The organism is Pseudomonas sp. 58 R 3, from assembly GCF_900006605.1.
Classification (GTDB): Bacteria; Pseudomonadota; Gammaproteobacteria; order Pseudomonadales; family Pseudomonadaceae; genus Aquipseudomonas; species Aquipseudomonas salomonii.
On record NZ_CVTT01000008.1, the window covers coordinates 131,883 to 150,084 of the forward strand.

Consider the following 18,202-nt stretch of genomic DNA (forward strand, 5'->3'; position numbering starts at 1 on the left):
GCGGTGGCTCAGGTCAAACGTATTCGTCGCAACGTCAGCGGCATCATTCTGCTCGACAAGCCCATTGGCTTTACCTCCAATGCCGCGCTGCAGAAGGTTCGCTGGCTGCTCAATGCCGAGAAGGCCGGGCACACCGGCAGCCTCGACCCCTTGGCCACCGGCGTACTGCCCTTGTGCTTTGGCGAGGCCACCAAGTTCTCGCAATACCTGCTCGATTCCGACAAGGGTTACGAAACCCTCATGCAACTGGGCAAGACCACCACCACGGCCGATGCCGAAGGTGATGTTCTGCAGGTTCGCGACGTGACCGTTGGTCGTGCTGATATCGAGGCCGTTTTACCCGCTTTTCGTGGGCAAATCAGTCAGATACCGCCGATGTACTCGGCGCTCAAGCGTGATGGCCAGCCTCTTTACAAGCTGGCACGTGCGGGCGAAGTAGTGGAGCGTGAACCGCGTTCTGTTACTATTGCGCGGCTTGAATTGCTCGCCAGTGAAGGCGACACCGCACGACTGGCGGTGGACTGCAGCAAAGGCACCTATATTCGTACCCTGGTGGAAGATATCGGTGAGCAACTGGGCTGTGGTGCATACGTTGCAGAGTTGCGACGTACTCAAGCCGGACCTTTCACCCTGGCCCAGACGGTCACGCTGGAAGAGTTGGAAGCGGTACATGCCGAAGGCGGCAATGAAGCGGTTGATCGCTTCCTGATGCCATCGGACAGCGGTTTGCTGGATTGGCCATTGCTGCACTTCTCGGAGCACAGCGCGTTCTACTGGCTAAACGGCCAACCGGTACGTGCCCCGGATGCTCCGAAGTTCGGTATGGTGCGGGTACAGGATCATAACGGTCGCTTTATCGGTATCGGTGAAGTGAGCGAAGACGGGCGTATAGCGCCGCGTCGACTGATTCGGTCAGAATGACCGGACGAGTGTGGCTGTTAACAGGCACGGTCAACACTCATTTTTAGATACAGGGATTTGTCCCTGGCCTGTTGAAACTGCCCTTTGGGTAGTTTCCTGAAAAAAGGATTGCCTCATGGCTCTCGACGTTCAAGAAAAAGCACAAATCGTTGCTGACTATCAGCAAGCTGTTGGTGACACTGGTTCGCCAGAAGTGCAAGTTGCACTGCTGACCCACAACATCAACAAGCTGCAAGGTCACTTCAAGGCCAACGGTAAAGATCACCACTCCCGTCGTGGTCTGATCCGCATGGTAAACCAGCGCCGTAAGCTGCTGGACTACCTGAAAGGCAAGGATCTGGGTCGTTATCAGGCTCTGATCGGTCGCCTGGGTCTGCGTCGCTAATAAGCGATTGCGCTAGAGGTTGGTTGTCTGCCGTGTGTCAGTGGGATTCCCGCTGGCCCATGGCAGGCTCCCAGCCTCAAGTTTTATCTGGATACACGTTTTACCCTGGACGAGCGTCGGGCCGATTCCCGGCATTGCCCAAGAATTTCGCAAGAAGACAAGTTCCCCCAAGAGCCACAAAGAAGGTAGGACACCGTGAACCCGGTTATCAAAAAATTCCAGTTCGGTCAGTCGACCGTTACCCTCGAGACAGGCCGTATCGCCCGTCAAGCCTCCGGCGCAGTGCTGGTTACCGTTGACGACGACGTGACCGTATTGGTGACCGTTGTTGGCGCCAAGACCGCTGACCCGAGCAAAGGCTTCTTCCCTCTTTCCGTTCACTACCAGGAAAAGACTTACGCTGCCGGTAAGATCCCTGGCGGTTTCTTCAAGCGTGAAGGCCGTCCTTCCGAGAAAGAAACCCTGACTTCCCGACTGATCGACCGTCCGATCCGTCCGCTGTTCCCAGAAGGCTTCATGAACGAAGTGCAGGTTGTCTGCACCGTCGTTTCCACCAGCAAGAAGACCGATCCGGACATCGCTGCGATGATCGGTACCTCGGCTGCCCTGGCCATCTCCGGCATTCCTTTCGATGGCCCGATCGGCGCTGCGCGCGTTGCTTTCCACGAAAGCACCGGCTACCTGCTGAACCCGACTTACGAGCAACAGAAAGCGTCGAGCCTGGACATGGTCGTTGCCGGTACCTCTGAAGCCGTATTGATGGTTGAATCGGAAGCCAAAGAGCTGACCGAAGACCAGATGCTGGGCGCTGTACTGTTTGCTCACGACGAGTTCCAGTCCGTGATCAAGGCCGTTAAAGAACTGGCTGCCGAAGCTGCCAAGCCGACATGGGCCTGGGCTCCACAAGCTGAAGCGACTGAACTGCTGGGCGCTATCCGCTCCGAGTTCGGTGCTGCCATCTCCGACGCCTACACCATCACCGTCAAGGCCGACCGTTACGCGCGCCTGGGCGAGCTGAAGGATCAGGTTGTAGCCAAACTGTCCGGTGAAGAAGGCCAGCCTTCTTCCAGCGAAGTCAAAGCTGCCTTCGGCGAAATCGAATACCGCACCGTTCGCGAAAACATCGTTAACGGCAAGCCACGTATCGACGGTCGCGACACGCGCACCGTGCGCCCACTGAACATCGAAGTCGGCGTTCTGCCGAAGACTCACGGTTCGGCGCTGTTCACCCGTGGCGAAACCCAGGCTCTGGTCGTTGCAACACTGGGTACTGCCCGTGACGCACAACTGCTGGACACCCTGGAAGGCGAGAAGAAAGACCCGTTCATGCTGCACTACAACTTCCCTCCGTTCTCGGTAGGCGAGTGTGGTCGCATGGGTGGCGCTGGTCGTCGCGAAATCGGTCACGGCCGTCTGGCTCGTCGTTCGATCGCTGCGATGCTGCCTGCTGCCGACGTGTTCCCGTACACCATCCGTGTTGTGTCGGAAATTACTGAGTCCAACGGTTCGAGCTCCATGGCTTCCGTTTGCGGTGCTTCCCTGGCCCTGATGGACGCTGGTGTACCGATGAAGGCACCGGTTGCCGGTATCGCCATGGGCCTGGTTAAAGAAGGCGAGAAGTTCGCCATCCTGACCGACATCCTGGGCGACGAAGACCACCTGGGCGACATGGACTTCAAAGTAGCCGGTACCGCTAAAGGTGTTACCGCGCTGCAGATGGACATCAAGATCAAAGGCATCACCGAAGAAATCATGGAAATCGCTCTGGGCCAAGCCCTGGAAGCGCGCCTGAACATCCTCGGTCAGATGAACCAGATCATTGGTCAGTCCCGCACCGAACTGTCGGAAAATGCTCCGACCATGATCGCGATGAAAATCGACACCGACAAAATCCGTGATGTTATCGGTAAAGGCGGCGCGACCATCCGTGCGATCTGTGAAGAAACCAAGGCTTCGATCGACATCGAAGACGACGGCTCGATCAAGATCTTCGGCGAAACCAAGGAAGCGGCTGAAGCTGCACGTCAGCGCGTTCTGGGCATCACCGCTGAAGCCGAGATCGGCAAGATCTACGTGGGTAAGGTTGAGCGCATCGTCGACTTCGGCGCATTCGTCAACATCCTGCCGGGCAAAGACGGTCTGGTACACATCTCCATGCTGAGCGACGCTCGTGTTGAGAAAGTGACCGACATTCTCAAAGAAGGCCAGGAAGTGGAAGTGCTGGTACTGGACGTGGACAACCGCGGCCGTATCAAGCTGTCCATCAAGGACGTAGCAGCAGCCAAGGCTTCGGGCGTTTAATTACCCGCTGGCTTTACGCTGAAAAAGAGGACTCTTCGGAGTCCTTTTTTTATGTCCACAGGAAAGTACCGGGAAATCAGTCGCTTAGTAAATTCCAAAAGCCGCAACTTGCATGCAGGTACGGTCGACTTCATGCAAGATGCACGATTTCGAAAATTAGCTGTTTTTATAAGTCGTTGTTTATAAAGGGATTAATATGATTCTGTGACTTGGCACACTGCCTGCAATAACCCTGTTAACGCTGCAGCATCAAGGTTTACACGCTGCAGACTTTTCATAAAACAGGAGTTACTCGTATGAAGAAGTTCGCTCTCGCTACCGCTACCGCTCTGACTCTGGCCATGGGTGCTAACGTAGCCTTTGCTCAGACTTCCCAAGCCCCTATGACGTTGGCGGCTGGTGAAGCCACCAAGGCTAAGGAAAGCGTTTCGGATACTTGGATCACTACCAAAGTTAAATCCGACCTGCTGACCGAGAAAGGCATTCCTGGTTCGGACATCAAGGTTGAAACCAACAAAGGCGTGGTTTCCCTGTCCTCCACAGTCGCTATCTCTGACTCCCAGAAAGCCACGGCTGTAGCGATCACCAAGAAAATCAAAGGTGTTACCGCTGTTTCCGCTGACGGCCTGATGGCTGGCGGTGCCACTAAGGCAGATAACATCGACAAAACCAAAGGCGCAGCAGCAGATGCCAAAGAGTCCACTTCGGACACTTGGATCACCACCAAAGTAAAAGCTGACCTGGTTACCGAAAAAGGCATTCCTGGTACCGACATCAAAGTCGAAACCAACAAAGGTGTAGTGTCGCTGTCGTCGACTGCTGCCGTGACCCAGGCTCAGAAAGACACCGCAGTTGCGATCACCAAGAAAATCAAAGGCGTTAAAGCTGTATCGGCCGATGGCCTGAAAGCTCAGTAACGCTAAAAGAATCGTCTGAGCTAGACGGCGGCGGCTTAGGGTGAGTTAGATATCCACCCGATGCACCTCTAAAGTTCATGCGACCGACCACACGGATGTGGTCATTACAGGCCCCGGCACTTGTGTCGGGGCCTGTTCTATTCAGGCCTGGAATACATTTGCATGGCCGGTGGAGATAAAACTGTGGGAGCGGGCTTGCTCGCGAATGCGGTGTGTCAGTCACTGGAAATGTGCCTGATATACCGCATTCGCGAGCAAGCCCGCTCCCACATTTAGATCTGTTTTAGCTGAATGTTACTCGGCATCCAAATGCATCGGCGTTACCACTCGACCGTCTTTCTCCGCCTGCCCCAGGCTGGCATCAATGAAGTACACCCGGTCATCTTCCAGCTGGCCTTTGTCCACCAGGTAGTCCTTGATAGTGCTGGCACGGTCCTGCCCCAGTTGGCGCAGCAACACATCACTGGCCCCCCAGAACTTGATCAAGCCATCCCGCAGCTTCGCGGTGCGATCATCACTGCTCAGGTCTTTCCATTCGGCCGGTGGTTGTTGCTTGAGACGGGTGCGGTAAATGCCTTCGAGCAATGGCGCTTTTTCCTTCTCCGGCACCACCAGCAATGACGCCTGAGCCGGCACCTTGTCGCCGCGACGCTGGAGGATTTTGTAGTAGTTGTATTGGTATTCACGCTCCAGGCGATCTGCGGCGATGAAAGGGCCATCGCTGCTGGCGGCTGCCGTGCCTTCGATTTCAAGGCGCAGGGTAGGGCGCTCTTTGAGTGCCTTGGCCAAGGTGTTCAGGGCACCCTCGGCATCTTTGTTCAGCTCGCTGGAGCCTGCGGCAAACGACACGTTACCCAGGTCTTCCGAGCCGCCACCGCTGACCAGCCCGCCGATAAACTTGAACGGCGCCGTGGCTGCGCGCACCACCAGGTTGCGCAGGGTCTGCCACACAATCGGCATGACGCTGAACTGCGGGTTATTCAAGTCGCCGGTTACTGGCAGTTCGATGGAGATCTTGCCGTCAGTATCCTTGAGCAGCGCAATGGCCAGGCGAATCGGCAAATCGACGGCATCGGCACTGTCGACCTTCTCACCCAACTGCAATTGCTCAACCACCACTTTGTTTTCAGCCTTCAACTGGCCTTTGGTGATCACGTAGTGCAAATCGAGGTTCAGCCGGCCCTTGCGAATGCGGAAACCCGCGAACTTGCCGGAATACGGAGTCAACGTGGTCAGTTCGACGCGCTTGAAGCTGGTGGCGATATCCAGCGCCGCCATCGGGTCAAACGGGTTGACGCTGCCCTTGATCGTCACCGGCGCGTAGCGATCCACCTTGCCCTTAATGTCGACGCTGGCCGGTTTGGCCTGGCGACTGTCGATAGTGCCAATCTGCCCGTTGAGTTGCTGGATAGCCGTGGCGAAGTTGGGCGTGAGGCTGAAGTCGGCGAAGTTGGCCGAACCATCGTTGATCGCAATTTGCCCGATATGAATACCCAACGGTTTGTCTTTGCTCGCCGCCGGTTTGGCTGCCGACTTGGTGCCATTGTCGGCCGGTTGCGGGATCAGCAAGTCATCGATGTTGGTGGTGCGGTCGTCGTTGATCATAAAGCGCGCATAGGGCTGCAGCAGGTTGACCTTGTCGATCGACAGGCTGTCGCCGTGCTGGTAGTTCACGCCTTCGAATACCAGACGCTGCCACTTGAGGAAGTCGCGGGTCTTGAGGGTGTCCAGGGTGTGCAACTGGTCGACCTGGGCGCGGCCGGTGACCTGCAGCGCCAAGGGCTCGGTGCTTTTAAGGTTCACATCGAGGTTGCTGCCCAACATACCGCTGCGCAGTTCCAGGCGGATAAACGGGCTGATATAGGATTGCGCGACCCGCAGGTCGATGTCCTGGGTGCTCACTTTCAACCTGGCGCTGACCGGGTTGAGGTTGACCTCACCGGTTGCGCTGATCTTGCCTTGCTTGCCCAGGCCGGAGTCGACCTTCAGGCTAAAGGGGCTGCGGTTGAGACTGTCGAAGTTCTGCATATCGACATTCAGCGGGCCTAGCTCCAATGCAACTTCCGGTTTGGCAGCACGGTCTGCGAGGTGAACTTGATAGTTGCGCAGTTGCACGTCCTTGAGCAGCACTTGCCAGGGTTTGCTGGGTGCGGCAGGTGGGGCGTTTGGCGTATCGGCGGTTGCAGGTGCGCTGGCAGGCTTGAGTTCCTTGGCCGGTTTGCTCGGTTGGCTGGCAAACAGTTTCTGCCAGTCCAGTTGCCCATCGGCTTCGCGGGCGGCCCAGGTTTCCAGCTTGTTGCTGCGGATCTTGCCGACCACCACTTGCTGCTTGGCCAGGTCCACCGTGGTGTCGCTGACGTCCAGGCGCTCCAGGCGCACCAGTGGCCGGCCATCCGGCGCCTTGATCGCAAACGGCGCGATGCTCGCGGCGGTGTTGGTCAGGTTCAGTTCGGTTTCTTTGGCCAGGCTGAATTTATAGTCGGTGCTGAAGTTCAGCACGCCGTCTTCAAGCACCAGCGGCAGGGCGTCCCGTACATACGGCCACCAGGCTTTCATCTTGCCATCGGTGACTTTCAAGGTGCCTTGTGAAGTGATCGGCACCAGGCTGAAATTGCCTTTCCAGTCAATCTGCCCGCCCTCAGGGCCGGCGGCCACCAGGGTCATGTCGGCATTGTCTTCGGGCAAGGTGCTGAGGTTTTTCAGCTCGAAGTCGAGTTTGTCGTAGAGGAATTCGATCGGCTCGCTGGGGCGCAGGTCGCGAAAGTACACATAGCCGCCGGCCAGCTTGATGCTGTCGATGCGCAGCGGGAACGGCTTGGCATTCGGGTCGGCCGGGGTCGGCTCACTCGGAGGCAGTTTGAACAACTGCGCCAGGTTCAACTGACCGGATTTGTCGAACAGCACTTCAGTCTTCGGCTGGTCCAGCTGCACATCTGCCAGGTGCAGAGCGCGCGTCCACAGGCTGTCGATCTGCAAGTTGGCGTACAGGCGCTCGAAACCGACTTGCTCCTTGCCCGGCTCGCCGAGTTTGAGGCCCCACAGCGTCAGTTCCAGGCTGAACGGGTTGAGCTCGATACGCTCGATGCGGGCCGGCACCGTGGCGTAATTGGCCAGTTGTTGATTGGCAATGCGTAGGGCAATGCCCGGCAGAATCAGAAAACCCAGCAAGCTGTACAGAGCCAGGGCGGTCAACAAGGCGCCAGCGGCGCGGATCAATCCTTTGGGCATGAGTGACGCCATCTATGTAGAACGAGAGTGCCTTGGAGTATGGCACGGGTTTTCGGTTCCGAAGTACCGGGCTCCTTGGGAAAAGTACTACAACTGCAGGATCAGGGTCTTCAACGGTGGCTGCTGATCTTGCGAAGGGAAGTCAGCCCCCGGCGTCATGATTTGCCACTCGCGTACCGGTCGGCCGGCTTTTTCGGCGCACCGCAGCACCTGTTCGCGCCAGTCATCCATGCTGACTTTTGCCAGGTTGTTGCAGCAGATCAGCACGCCATTGTCGGCGGTGGTCAGCAGTGCGGGTTTGAGCAGGCTCTGGTAGTCGCGCAACAGGTCGACAGTGCCGAAAGCACTCTTGGCCCACGCAGGTGGGTCGAGCAGCACCAGGTCGAACTGACGCTGCTCAAGGCGTGGATAACTTGGCAGCTTCTGCCCGCGGCGCTGGGTGATCGGCAAACCGGCCAGTTGGCGAATCGCCGGGAAGTAGTCGGACTGCACGAACGCCATGGTCGGCAAGTGCGGGTTGAGCAGGCCGTTTTCGCGCCCGACCGCCAGGTTGCCTTCGGCGAAGTCCAGGTTGCACACCTCGCTTGCGCCCCCGGCTGCGGCGCTCAAGCCTACGCCACAGGTGTAGGCGAACAGGTTCAGCACGCTTTTGCCGGCACTGTGGTCCTTGACCCAGCCACGGGTGTTGCGCAGGTCCAGGAACAGCAGTGGGTCTTGCCCGGCATGGCGCCCGCGTACACGGTAGTTGAGGCCCCACTCGTGGCCGACCTGATCTGCCAACGCCGCGGGCTCGGCGCGGTACACCGTGTCCTCACGGTCGATGCGCGAGTTACCACGGGAGCGGTCGTTGTACACCAGCTGCAATTCCAGGCCCATGAACTGATTGACCTGTTGATGCAGGTCCAGCAGCTCCTCGGTTTGCAGCGACTGGTGGAAGCTTTGCACCAACAATTGCGGGCCGTAACGGTCGATGGTCAAGCCGCCAGCGCCTTCCTGGCTGCCATGAAACAGCCGGTAGCAGTCGGTGTTTTGGGCGTGCAGCTCGTTGATCAGGTCTTGGCGATGGTTGAGAGCGGCGCGCAGCGCCTGATTCAAGGGAGTCATGGAGCGCGCCTTGCGGGTAAAAGAGGGCGCGAAGTTTAACAGTTATAGGCTCCGCGCTACATCAACCCCATCCGCCGCTGGGCGCGTTGCACCGAACCATTGCGCATTGCCCAGCGCAGCAAGGGCGCGCTGCGCTTCACACCCGCGCGGATCACCAAGCGTTGCATCGAGCTTTGGTGTTGCCCGAGCATAGCGCTGGCCCAGTCCGGCAGCAGGTCGATGCCGGCCTGCATCATCAAGCTGCCAAAGGGTTTGGCCAAGGTGCTGGGTGCGGGTGCATTGACCAGCAGGCGCAGCACTTCGCGGCTGCGATCGTCACACAGCAGTTGCGGACGAGTACGCGCCATATATTCGGAAATTTCCTGCCGCGAGCGCGGAACGTGGCGGGCGCCCAGTCGCTCGGCCACCAAGGCAATTTCATTGTAGTAGCGGTCCTGGTCGCGCCCCGACAGGTGCGGGTTGCGATAACGCAGGTGCGCCGCCAGGAAATTGCTGACCTCCGCCACGTGTACCCACGTCAGCAGCTCCGGGTCGCTGGCCGCATAGGCTCGACCATCCGGTGCATGCCCGACCACTTGCAGGTGGATGGTGCGCACCTTTTCAATCAGCCATTCGGCGTCCTGGCGCGAGCCGAACGTGGTACCGGAAATAAACTGCGAGGTGCGGCGCAAGCGACCGAGCATGTCCTGGCGAAAGTTTGAGTGGTCCCACACGCCAGCCAGGGCCAGCGGGTGCAAGGCTTGCAGCATCAACGCGCTGATGCCGCCGATCAGCATGCTGCTGAAGTCGCCATGCACCTGCCAACTGATAGAGTCCGGCCCGAACAGGCCAGGGTCGCCCTTGGGGTTTTCCAGGTCCAGCTGACCCAGTGACAAGCCGGTGAGGCTCATCAACTGGGTTTCGATACGGCTACGGATAAATTCCATGGCGACTCTGGGTGGCTCCTATCGGTTCAGGCGTTTATCGATCAGGCCGTCCACCACGCTCGGGTCGGCCAGGGTCGAGGTGTCGCCGAGGCTGTCGAGTTCGTTGCAGGCGATCTTGCGCAAAATACGCCGCATGATCTTGCCCGAGCGGGTTTTCGGCAAGGCGGGCGCCCATTGGATCAGTTCCGGCTTGGCAAAGCTGCCGATTTCCTTGCTGACCAGCTCCAGCAGATGTTTTTTCAGCTCATCGCTGGGCTCGACGCCGTTCATGGGGGTGACAAACGCATAGATGCCCTGGCCTTTGACATCGTGGGGGTAACCGACCACAGCGGCTTCGGCCACTTGGTCATGCAGCACCAGCGCGCTTTCCACTTCGGCGGTGCCGATGCGGTGCCCGGACACGTTGATCACGTCGTCAATGCGGCCGGTGATCCAGTAGTCGCCGTCTTCATCGCGGCGCGCACCGTCGCCGGTGAAGTAGTAGCCGGGGTAGGGTTTGAAATAGGTGTCGAGCATGCGCTGCGGGTCGCCGTAGACGCTGCGGATTTGCCCCGGCCAACTGGCCTTGATAGCGAGCACGCCACTGCCGGCACCGCTGAGCTCCTTGCCGTGCTCATCCAGCAGCACGGGCTGTACACCAAACATGGGTTGGGTTGCGCAACCGGGTTTGATCCGTTGCGCGCTGACCAGCGGGCTGAGCATGATGCCGCCGGTTTCGGTCTGCCACCAGGTATCGACAATCGGGCAGCGTTGCTCGCCTACGGCGTTGAAGTACCAATCCCAGGCCTCGGGGTTGATCGGCTCACCGACGCTGCCCAGCAGGCGCAGGCTGGCGCGCGAGGTGTTCTGCAGTGGCCCGTGGCCCTCACGCATCAGCGCACGCAGTGCGGTGGGCGCGGTGCGGTGGGCGCGGTGTAGAAGATATTCACCTGGTGTTTATCGATGACCTGCCAGAAACGCGAGCTGTCCGGGTAGCTCGGCACACCTTCGAACATCAGCGAAGTGGCACCATTGGCCAGCGGGCCGTACACGATATAGCTGTGGCCGGTGACCCAGCCCACGTCGGCGGTGCACCAGAACACTTCGCCGTCACGGTAGTCGAGCACGTACTTGAAGGTCATCGCCGCTTGCAGCAGGTAACCACCGGTGGTGTGCAGCACGCCTTTGGGTTTGCCGGTGCTGCCGGAGGTGTAGAGGATAAACAGCGGGTCCTCGGCGTCCATCGGCTCGGGCGGGCAATCAGCACTGGCGGCGTCCAGCGCGGCTTGATACTTGAGGTCGCGGCCTTCTACCCAGTCAAGTTCCGCACCCGTGCGCTCCACCACCAGTACCGTGCTGACGTTCGGGCAACTGGCCAGGGCTTTGTCGACATTTTTTTTCAGCGCCACCGGCTTGCCGCCGCGCACGCCTTCATCGGCGGTGATCACGGTGCGACAGTCGGCATCGAGGATACGGTCGCGCAGGGCGTCCGGAGAGAAGCCGCCGAACACCACCGAGTGCACCGCGCCAATCCGTGTGCAGGCCAGCATGGCGTAGGCGGCTTCCGGGATCATCGGCATGTAGATACACACCCGGTCGCCTTTTTTCACCCCACGGCTTTTCAGCACATTGGCCAGGCGGCTGACGTTTTGATGAAGTTGGCGGTAGGAAATTTTGGAGGACTTTGCAGGATCGTCGCCTTCCCAGATAAAGGCCGGCTGGTCGGCGCGTTGCGCCAGGTGACGGTCGATGCAGTTGTAGCTGACGTTCAGTTGGCCGCCGGCAAACCACTGGGCGGCGCCGGTGGTGATGTCCGAGTGTTGCACGGTGTGCCAGGGTTTGATCCAGTCGAGAAAGCCCTTGGCCTGTTCGGCCCAGAAAGTATCGGGTTGCTCAATGGATTGGCGATAGAGGCGCTGGTACTCGTCTTGACTGAGCTGCGCGGCCTGGCGGACGGCATCGGCGCGGGGGAATGTGCGGATATCGAACATGAGCGGTCCTTATTCTTGTTTTAGCGACAAGGCATAAAGATGCACGCTGTGGGGAGAGGGTTCAAGGCCAACGTCCAAACGGACGTTGGCCTTGGTGTACCGGCCTCAGCCGCGGTGACGACCGCGGAAGTAGTTGATCAGGCCCTGGGTCGACGCATCGTCAGCCAGGGTTTCTTCGGCGCCGGTCAGGCGGTTGTAGACGCCTTTGCCCAGCTCCTTGCCCAGCTCCACGCCCCATTGGTCGAAGGCGTTGATGCCCCAGACCACACTTTGTACAAACACTTTGTGTTCATACATGGCGACCAGTGCGCCCAAGCGACGTGGGCTGATGCGCTCGACCACGATGGTGTTGCTCGGACGGTTGCCCGGGATCACCTTGTGGGGCGCCAGCTTCTGCACTTCGGCTTCCGGCAGGCCTTTTTCGCGCAGTTCGGCTTCGGCTTCGCTGCGGGTCTTGCCGAGCATCAGTGCCTGGCTCTGGGACAGGCAGTTGGCGTACAGCCACTGGTGATGGTCGGACACCGGGTTGAAGCTGACGATCGGCACAATGAAGTCGGCCGGGATCAGTTGTGTCCCCTGGTGCAGCAACTGGTGGTAAGCATGCTGACCGTTGCAGCCGACGCCGCCCCAGATCACCGGGCCCGTATCGGTCGACACCGGCGTACCGTCCTGGCGCACGCTTTTGCCGTTGGACTCCATGTCCAGCTGTTGCAAGTGTTTGGTGATGTTACGCAGGTAGTGGTCATACGGCAGGATCGCATGGCTCTGCGCACCCCAGAAATTGCCGTACCACACGCCCAGCAGGCCCAGCAGCACCGGCATGTTTTGCTCGAACGACGCGTTCTGGAAGTGCTGGTCCATGGTGTAGGCACCGGACAACAGCTCTTTGAAGTTGGACATGCCGATGGCCAGGGCGATTGGCAAGCCAATGGCTGACCACAGCGAGTAACGGCCGCCGACCCAGTCCCACATTGGGAAGATGTTCTCTTCACGGATACCGAACGCCACGGCGGCCGCGTTGTTGCTCGATACGGCGATAAAGTGGCGATACAGCTCGGCTTCCGAGCCACCCTGGGCCAGGTACCAGGCGCGGGCGGCCTGGGCGTTTTTCAGGGTTTCGAGGGTGTTGAAGGATTTGGACGAAACGATAAACAGCGTGGTCTCGGCGCGCAGCTTCTGGGTCAGCTCGTGGAACTCGCTGCCGTCGATGTTCGCCAGATAGTGGCAGCGCACGCCTTTGTGGGCGTAGGACAGCAAGGCCTCGGAAACCAGCTCCGGGCCGAGGAACGAACCACCGATGCCGATATTCACCACGTCAGTGATGGGCTTCTCGGTGTAACCCCGCCACAGGCCGTCGTGGATGCGGCCGACCAGGTCAGTGATCTGGTTCAGCACCTTGTGCACGTCCGGCATGATGTTCACGCCGTTGACCGACAGCTTGTCGCCCACTGGGCGGCGCAGCGCGGTGTGCAGGGCGGGTCGGCCTTCGGAAGAGTTGACCGGTTCGCCTGCGTACAGCGCGTTGATCGCGTCTTTCAGGCCGACTTCATTGGCCAGGTTCACGAGCAGGGCGCGGGTTTCGGCGGTGATCAGGTTTTTCGAGTAATCGAGGAAAAGCCCGCAGCTGCTCAAGGTGAACTGGGAAAAGCGCTGGGGATCGGCATTGAACGCGTCGCGCATGCTGAAATCCTGCATGGCTTGGCGATGTTGATTGAGCGCTTGCCAAGCGGGCAGAGCGGTAACGTCATGAGGAGTGCGGTAGTACGCCATCGCTGCGGGTTTCCTTTTATTACGGGGACTTGCCTTTAGGACACTTCTAAATCCGGAACGTTGAGTCTTTCATCAGGCGTTTGAGTCCGGTCAGCGCCAACAATGGCGCAGGGCGATTACATTAAACCTAGCGTGTCGATATGTCTTGGCTTTGTCTGCGCTGTTGCCGGTACTTTTTTATACCGGCACAGCGATCAGGGCAACAGGCGAAGTGCCTGGCGGGGTCAGTTGAGGGTCAAATGCAGGTTGTCGATCAGGCGTGTCGCACCCAGATAGGCCGCCACGAGGATGACAATATCCCGATCCTCAGGCGTGGCCGCACGCAAGTGCACGCCCTGGCGCACCTCCAGGTAATCCATGCGCAGCCCGGCGGCTTCGATCTGCGCGATCTGCTCGGCACGCAGCTTGGCGAAATCCTGCTCACCGCCATTTATAGCCGCCGCAATCTGGCTGAGGCTGCGGTAGAGCACCGGCGCAATCGCGCGCTGTTCTTCGTTGAGGTAACCGTTGCGCGAGGACAGCGCCAGGCCGTCGGCGGCACGCACGGTAGGCTCGCCGATGATCTGAATGGGCATGTTCAGGTCATGCACCATGGCGCGGATGACCGCCAGTTGCTGGTAGTCCTTCTGGCCAAACACGGCCATGTCCGGCTGGACCATGTTGAACAGCTTGCTCACCACCGTCGCCACACCTTCGAAGTGCCCAGGCCGGCTGGCGCCGCACAGGCCTTCGGACAGTTGCGGGACACTGACGCGGGTCTGGCCGGTCATGCCGCCGGGGTACATTTCGTCGACGCTGGGCGCGAACAACAGGTTGCAACCGGCTTGCAGCAGCTTTTCCTGGTCGGCCGCCAGCGTGCGCGGGTACTTGTCCAGGTCTTCGCCGGCGCCGAACTGCAGCGGGTTGACGAAAATGCTCGCCACCACAAAGTCCGATTGTTGTGCGGCCTTGGTCACCAGGGTGGCGTGGCCGCTGTGCAGGTTGCCCATGGTGGGCACAAAGCCAATGCGTTTGCCGGCACTGCGTGCGTGGGCGACGGCGGCGCGCAGTTCTCTTACGGTTTTAACGGTGTTCATGCAGAGAACCCGTGTTCGTCGGCTGGGAAGGTCACGGCTTTGACTTCACGCACGTAAGCCGCCAGAGCTGCCTGGATGCTGTCTTGGCCGGCCATGAAGTTTTTCACGAATTTGGGCGCTCGGCCGGTCAGCGACAGGCCGAGCATGTCATGTACCACCAGCACTTGGCCGTCGGTGGCCGAGCCCGCGCCAATGCCGATCACCGGCACTTTGACGGCCTGGGTGATTTCTGCCGCCAGTTCGCTGGGCACGCATTCGAGCAGGATCATCGCGGCGCCGGCTTGCTCCAGGGCAATGGCATCGGCACGCATCTGTCGCGCCTGGGCTTCATTGCGGCCTTGCACCTTGTAGCCGCCGAAGATGTTTACCGACTGCGGTGTCAGGCCCATGTGCACGCACACCGGAACGCCGCGCTCAGCCAGCAGCCGGATCGACTCCGCCAGCCACACCGCGCCTTCGACTTTGATCATGTGCGCACCGGCTTGCATCAGCTTGCCGGCGTTCTGGAAGGTTTGTTCAAGGGTGGCGTAACCCATGAACGGCAGGTCAGCGATGATGAAGGCGCCGCTGTTACCGCGTTTGACGCTGGCCGTGTGGTACGCGAGTTCGTCAGTGGTGACCGGCAGGGTGCTGTCATTCCCTTGAAGAACCATGCCCAGTGAGTCGCCAATCAACAGCACTTCAACCCCGGCTTCGCAGCTGGCGTGGGCGAAGGTGGCGTCATAGCAGGTCAGCATGGTGATTTTTTCACCTTTGAGCTTGAGGCTCTGCAAGGTGGTCAGGGTAATGTCTGGCATGGAAAGGGTCCTCGTTCAGGCGCTTGGAAACAGCGAGTAACGCGCGTGAGTCTTCGTTTATACAGGCGCACTGTCTTGAGAGCAGTGCTTATAAGGCCTGGATTGCGCCCTTCAGCGCCGGGTTGGCGGCAGCGGGACGCCTATAGTCGTGATGAGGACACGGGAAGTCAATTGGATGTGTTACCGCATTGTTACGAGTGGGGTGTTACCGCTGTTACGGGTGGGAGCTGGCTTGCCTGCGATGGCATCACCGCGCAATGGCGGGTGTACCGAGTTGCTCGCATCGCAGGCAAGCCAGCTCCCACATTGACCGAGTCAGTCTTGGGGCAGGCGCTCCAGGCCAACAAACGGGCAGGCGGCCAGCAGCTCGCTGAGTGTTTGGCCGTTGGGCAGTTGCAGGTCGGCGGGTGCCAGTTCTGCCAGCGGGTACAGCACGAACGCGCGTAGATGCATCTGATAGTGCGGCACCTTGAGGCGTGGCTCGTCGATCAGGCGCTGGCCAAACAGCAGGATATCCAGGTCCAGGGTGCGTGGGCCCCAGCGTTCCAGGCGCTCGCGGCCCTGGTCGTTCTCGATGGCTTGCAATGCATCGAGCAGATCCAGTGGCGCAAGATCGCTGTTCAGTGCGGCGACCGCATTGGTGTAGCGCGGTTGGCCGGGGAGCAGGGAGTCACTTTGATAGAACGCCGACACGCCAACGAGGTTGGTGTCTGGCAATTGCGCCAGCGCTTCGACAGCGCTGCGCAATTGCTGGTCCGGGGCAGCGAGGTTGCTGCCCATGCCAATGTAGATACGTTCCACGTTTATTCGCCCGCAGCGCCCGAGGCATCGGCCGCGCTGCGTTTGCGCTTGGTGCCGCTGCGCCGACGTTTTTTCGGGCCGGCGCCTTCACCATCGCCTTTGCTGCCGAGGTCGCGAATCATGTCGCGGCGCTGGCTGTCATTGGCGTCCTGGTAATCGGTCCACCATTCGCCCAGGCCGTCGGTCTGCTCGCCGGCGCTTTCGCGCAACAGCAGGAAGTCGTAGCCGGCACGGAAGCGCGGGTTGTCCAGCAACAGGTCGGCGCGTTTGCCACTGCGGCGCGGCAGGCGCTCCTGCATGTCCCAGATCTCGCGGATCGGCATGGTGAAGCGTTTGGGAATGGCGATGCGCTGGCATTGCTCGGCGATCAACTCGTGGGCGGCTTCCTGCATGGCCGGAATCGGCGGCATGCCACGGTCTTGCAGGCGCAATACGCGCTTGGGCAGGGCGGGCCACAGCAGGGCGGCAAACAGGAACGCCGGCGTTACCGGTTTGTTCTGCTTGATGCGCAGGTCGGTGTTGACCAACGCTTCGCTGATCAGCGTGTGGGTGTACGTCGGGTTGTATTCCAGTGCCTCGGCGCTGGCCGGGAACAGCGGGTCGAACAGCTGCAGGTCGACCAGCATTTCGAACGTGTCGGCGGCATAACCCGAGAGGAACAACTTCAGCACTTCTTCGAACAGACGCGCCGAAGGGATTTCCCGCAGCATCGGCGCCAGTTCGCGAATCGGCGCAGCGGTGTGTTTCTCGATGCCGAAGTTCAGCTTCGCGGCAAAGCGCACGGCGCGCAGCATGCGTACCGGGTCTTCCTGGTAACGCTGCGTCGGGTCGCCGATCAGACGGATCAGGTTGTTGCGAATGTCGTGTACGCCATTGGCGTAATCGAGGATGCGCTCGCTGACCGGGTCGTAATACAGGGCGTTGATGGTGAAGTCGCGGCGCTGCGCGTCTTCTTCCAGGGTGCCGTACACGTTGTCACGCAGGATACGGCCGCTCTCGTTGCGGGAAGACTGATTGGTGTCTTCCTCATCATCGTTTTGCGGATGGCCTGCGCGGAAGGTCGCGACCTCGATGATTTCGCGACCAAAGTGGATGTGCACCAACTTGAAGCGGCGACCGATGATTCGCGCATTGCGAAACTCGGCACGCACCTGCTCCGGCGTGGCGCTGGTGGCGACGTCGAAATCCTTGGGCGTGATATTGAGCAGCATGTCACGTACGCAGCCGCCCACCAGATAAGCCTGGTAGCCGGCGTTCTGCAAACGTTCGACGATGTTCACCGCATAACGGCTGAATTGAGCGCGCTGCAATGAATGCTGATTGCTGTTAAGCACTTCAGGCGTGCTGCGAATGTGTTGCGTACGACGCAAGGGGGAACGGAATGACTGGAACAACTTCTTCAGCATGGGATGCACTGTTTGAAGGAATGTTCGGCCATAACGAAGAATGACCGCATGATGGGCGGGGATTCTAGCATTTAGTCGAGGGATGGTGTAGGAACAAGCTGCAAGGCTTGAGCCAGAAGCTTAAAGAAAGGTGTGAGCGGGTCAAATGCCGGAAACTACAAGGGGAGCCGAAGCTCCCCCAGAAGTAGTTGCGTGCTCTATTTTTATTATGGTTGCGGGCTTTTTGTTTTTGTTGATCGCCCTCGCCATGAAGCTTCACCTTCATGACACTCCCAATCGGGAGCCAAGAGCAAACGGATTGCTTTGGTCGCTGTGTTGCTGATCTACGATCCAACCAGTTCAGGCTCTGCCTTAGGGCAGTTTTTGTTGTTCTCGGCCTGGTTGCGGGGCAAGCCCCAAATGCAACGCCTCTCCAAAAGAATCAGTTAGCTGCGCCTCCGCCGTGTTGTTTTTGTTATGCGTGAGTCGATTCGTCTTATTTTTATTGTCTTGTACAAAGCTTGTTATTGTTTTTGTACTAAGCATATAGCAGGGTGCGTGCCAACTTTTGTTCCGCCCAGCAAAACCGGGGGTTTGAGCTGGTTTTGGCTTTTGGAGGGG

12 protein-coding genes and 1 pseudogene are annotated in these 18,202 nt (G+C 59.4%); 4 read left to right on the forward strand and 9 right to left on the reverse strand.

Annotated features, from left to right (window positions below; translation table 11 throughout):
* Positions 1-3: 3 nt before the first annotated feature.
* From truB to BFP92_RS00845, 4 genes are all read left to right on the forward strand, one after another.
* A complete protein-coding gene (gene truB, locus BFP92_RS00830; RefSeq protein WP_065911182.1) occupies positions 4-921 on the forward strand; it encodes a tRNA pseudouridine(55) synthase TruB in 918 nt (305 codons plus the stop codon).
* A 115-nt stretch (positions 922-1,036) separates the two neighbouring features.
* Positions 1,037-1,306 (forward strand): 30S ribosomal protein S15, encoded by a 270-nt coding sequence (rpsO, locus tag BFP92_RS00835; RefSeq protein WP_003176135.1) that lies wholly within the window; start codon positions 1,037-1,039, stop codon positions 1,304-1,306.
* A gap of 195 nt (positions 1,307-1,501) precedes the next feature.
* Positions 1,502-3,607: a polyribonucleotide nucleotidyltransferase gene (gene pnp, locus BFP92_RS00840; RefSeq protein WP_056858281.1), complete on the forward strand. Its 2,106-nt coding sequence runs from the start codon at positions 1,502-1,504 to the stop codon at positions 3,605-3,607.
* A gap of 296 nt (positions 3,608-3,903) precedes the next feature.
* Positions 3,904-4,524 (forward strand): BON domain-containing protein, encoded by a 621-nt coding sequence (locus BFP92_RS00845; RefSeq protein ID WP_065911183.1) that lies wholly within the window; start codon positions 3,904-3,906, stop codon positions 4,522-4,524.
* A 294-nt stretch (positions 4,525-4,818) separates the two neighbouring features.
* Here the strand turns inward: BFP92_RS00845 and BFP92_RS00850 are convergent, their stop codons facing one another.
* The 9 genes and pseudogenes from BFP92_RS00850 to BFP92_RS00890 all read right to left on the reverse strand — a co-directional run bounded on the left by BFP92_RS00850 (position 4,819) and on the right by BFP92_RS00890 (position 17,602).
* Positions 4,819-7,752: a DUF748 domain-containing protein gene (locus tag BFP92_RS00850; RefSeq protein ID WP_065911184.1), complete on the reverse strand. Its 2,934-nt coding sequence runs from the start codon at positions 7,750-7,752 to the stop codon at positions 4,819-4,821.
* Between the two features lie 87 nt (positions 7,753-7,839).
* Positions 7,840-8,856: a class I SAM-dependent rRNA methyltransferase gene (locus BFP92_RS00855; RefSeq protein ID WP_065911185.1), complete on the reverse strand. Its 1,017-nt coding sequence runs from the start codon at positions 8,854-8,856 to the stop codon at positions 7,840-7,842.
* 56 nt (positions 8,857-8,912) lie between these two features.
* On the reverse strand, positions 8,913-9,782 hold the full coding sequence (locus BFP92_RS00860) for an oxygenase MpaB family protein (RefSeq protein ID WP_065911186.1): 870 nt from the start codon (positions 9,780-9,782) through the stop codon (positions 8,913-8,915).
* A gap of 18 nt (positions 9,783-9,800) precedes the next feature.
* A pseudogene (gene acs, locus BFP92_RS00865) lies at positions 9,801-11,752 on the reverse strand (acetate--CoA ligase).
* A gap of 105 nt (positions 11,753-11,857) precedes the next feature.
* Positions 11,858-13,522, reverse strand: coding sequence for a glucose-6-phosphate isomerase (pgi, locus tag BFP92_RS00870; RefSeq protein ID WP_065911187.1), 1,665 nt, complete (start codon positions 13,520-13,522; stop codon positions 11,858-11,860).
* Positions 13,523-13,746: 224 nt separating this feature from the next.
* The gene (gene panC, locus BFP92_RS00875) at positions 13,747-14,598 is read right to left on the reverse strand and encodes a pantoate--beta-alanine ligase (protein WP_065911188.1); all 852 of its coding nucleotides are present in this window, start codon (positions 14,596-14,598) and stop codon (positions 13,747-13,749) included.
* A complete protein-coding gene (panB, locus tag BFP92_RS00880) occupies positions 14,595-15,395 on the reverse strand; it encodes a 3-methyl-2-oxobutanoate hydroxymethyltransferase (RefSeq protein ID WP_065911189.1) in 801 nt (266 codons plus the stop codon). Before panB ends, panC begins: the two co-directional genes overlap by 4 nt.
* A 315-nt stretch (positions 15,396-15,710) precedes the next feature.
* A complete protein-coding gene (gene folK, locus BFP92_RS00885) occupies positions 15,711-16,196 on the reverse strand; it encodes a 2-amino-4-hydroxy-6-hydroxymethyldihydropteridine diphosphokinase (RefSeq protein ID WP_065911190.1) in 486 nt (161 codons plus the stop codon).
* A gap of 2 nt (positions 16,197-16,198) precedes the next feature.
* Complete coding sequence (locus BFP92_RS00890; RefSeq protein ID WP_056859766.1) at positions 16,199-17,602, reverse strand: polynucleotide adenylyltransferase PcnB; 1,404 nt, start codon at positions 17,600-17,602, stop codon at positions 16,199-16,201.
* Positions 17,603-18,202: the final 600 nt, after the last annotated feature.

Excerpts from the sequence above, each read along its gene's own strand:
- rpsO (WP_003176135.1), top strand. The coding sequence starts at position 1,037 with ATGGCTCTCGACGTTCAAGAAAAAGCACAAATCGTTGCTGACTATCAG.
- BFP92_RS00845 (WP_065911183.1), top strand. The coding sequence starts at position 3,904 with ATGAAGAAGTTCGCTCTCGCTACCGCTACCGCTCTGACTCTGGCCATG.
- BFP92_RS00850 (WP_065911184.1), bottom strand. The coding sequence starts at position 7,752 with ATGCCCAAAGGATTGATCCGCGCCGCTGGCGCCTTGTTGACCGCCCTG.
- BFP92_RS00855 (WP_065911185.1), bottom strand. The coding sequence starts at position 8,856 with ATGACTCCCTTGAATCAGGCGCTGCGCGCCGCTCTCAACCATCGCCAA.
- BFP92_RS00860 (WP_065911186.1), bottom strand. The coding sequence starts at position 9,782 with ATGGAATTTATCCGTAGCCGTATCGAAACCCAGTTGATGAGCCTCACC.
- pgi (WP_065911187.1), bottom strand. The coding sequence starts at position 13,522 with ATGGCGTACTACCGCACTCCTCATGACGTTACCGCTCTGCCCGCTTGG.
- panC (WP_065911188.1), bottom strand. The coding sequence starts at position 14,598 with ATGAACACCGTTAAAACCGTAAGAGAACTGCGCGCCGCCGTCGCCCAC.
- panB (WP_065911189.1), bottom strand. The coding sequence starts at position 15,395 with ATGCCAGACATTACCCTGACCACCTTGCAGAGCCTCAAGCTCAAAGGT.
- BFP92_RS00890 (WP_056859766.1), bottom strand. The coding sequence starts at position 17,602 with ATGCTGAAGAAGTTGTTCCAGTCATTCCGTTCCCCCTTGCGTCGTACG.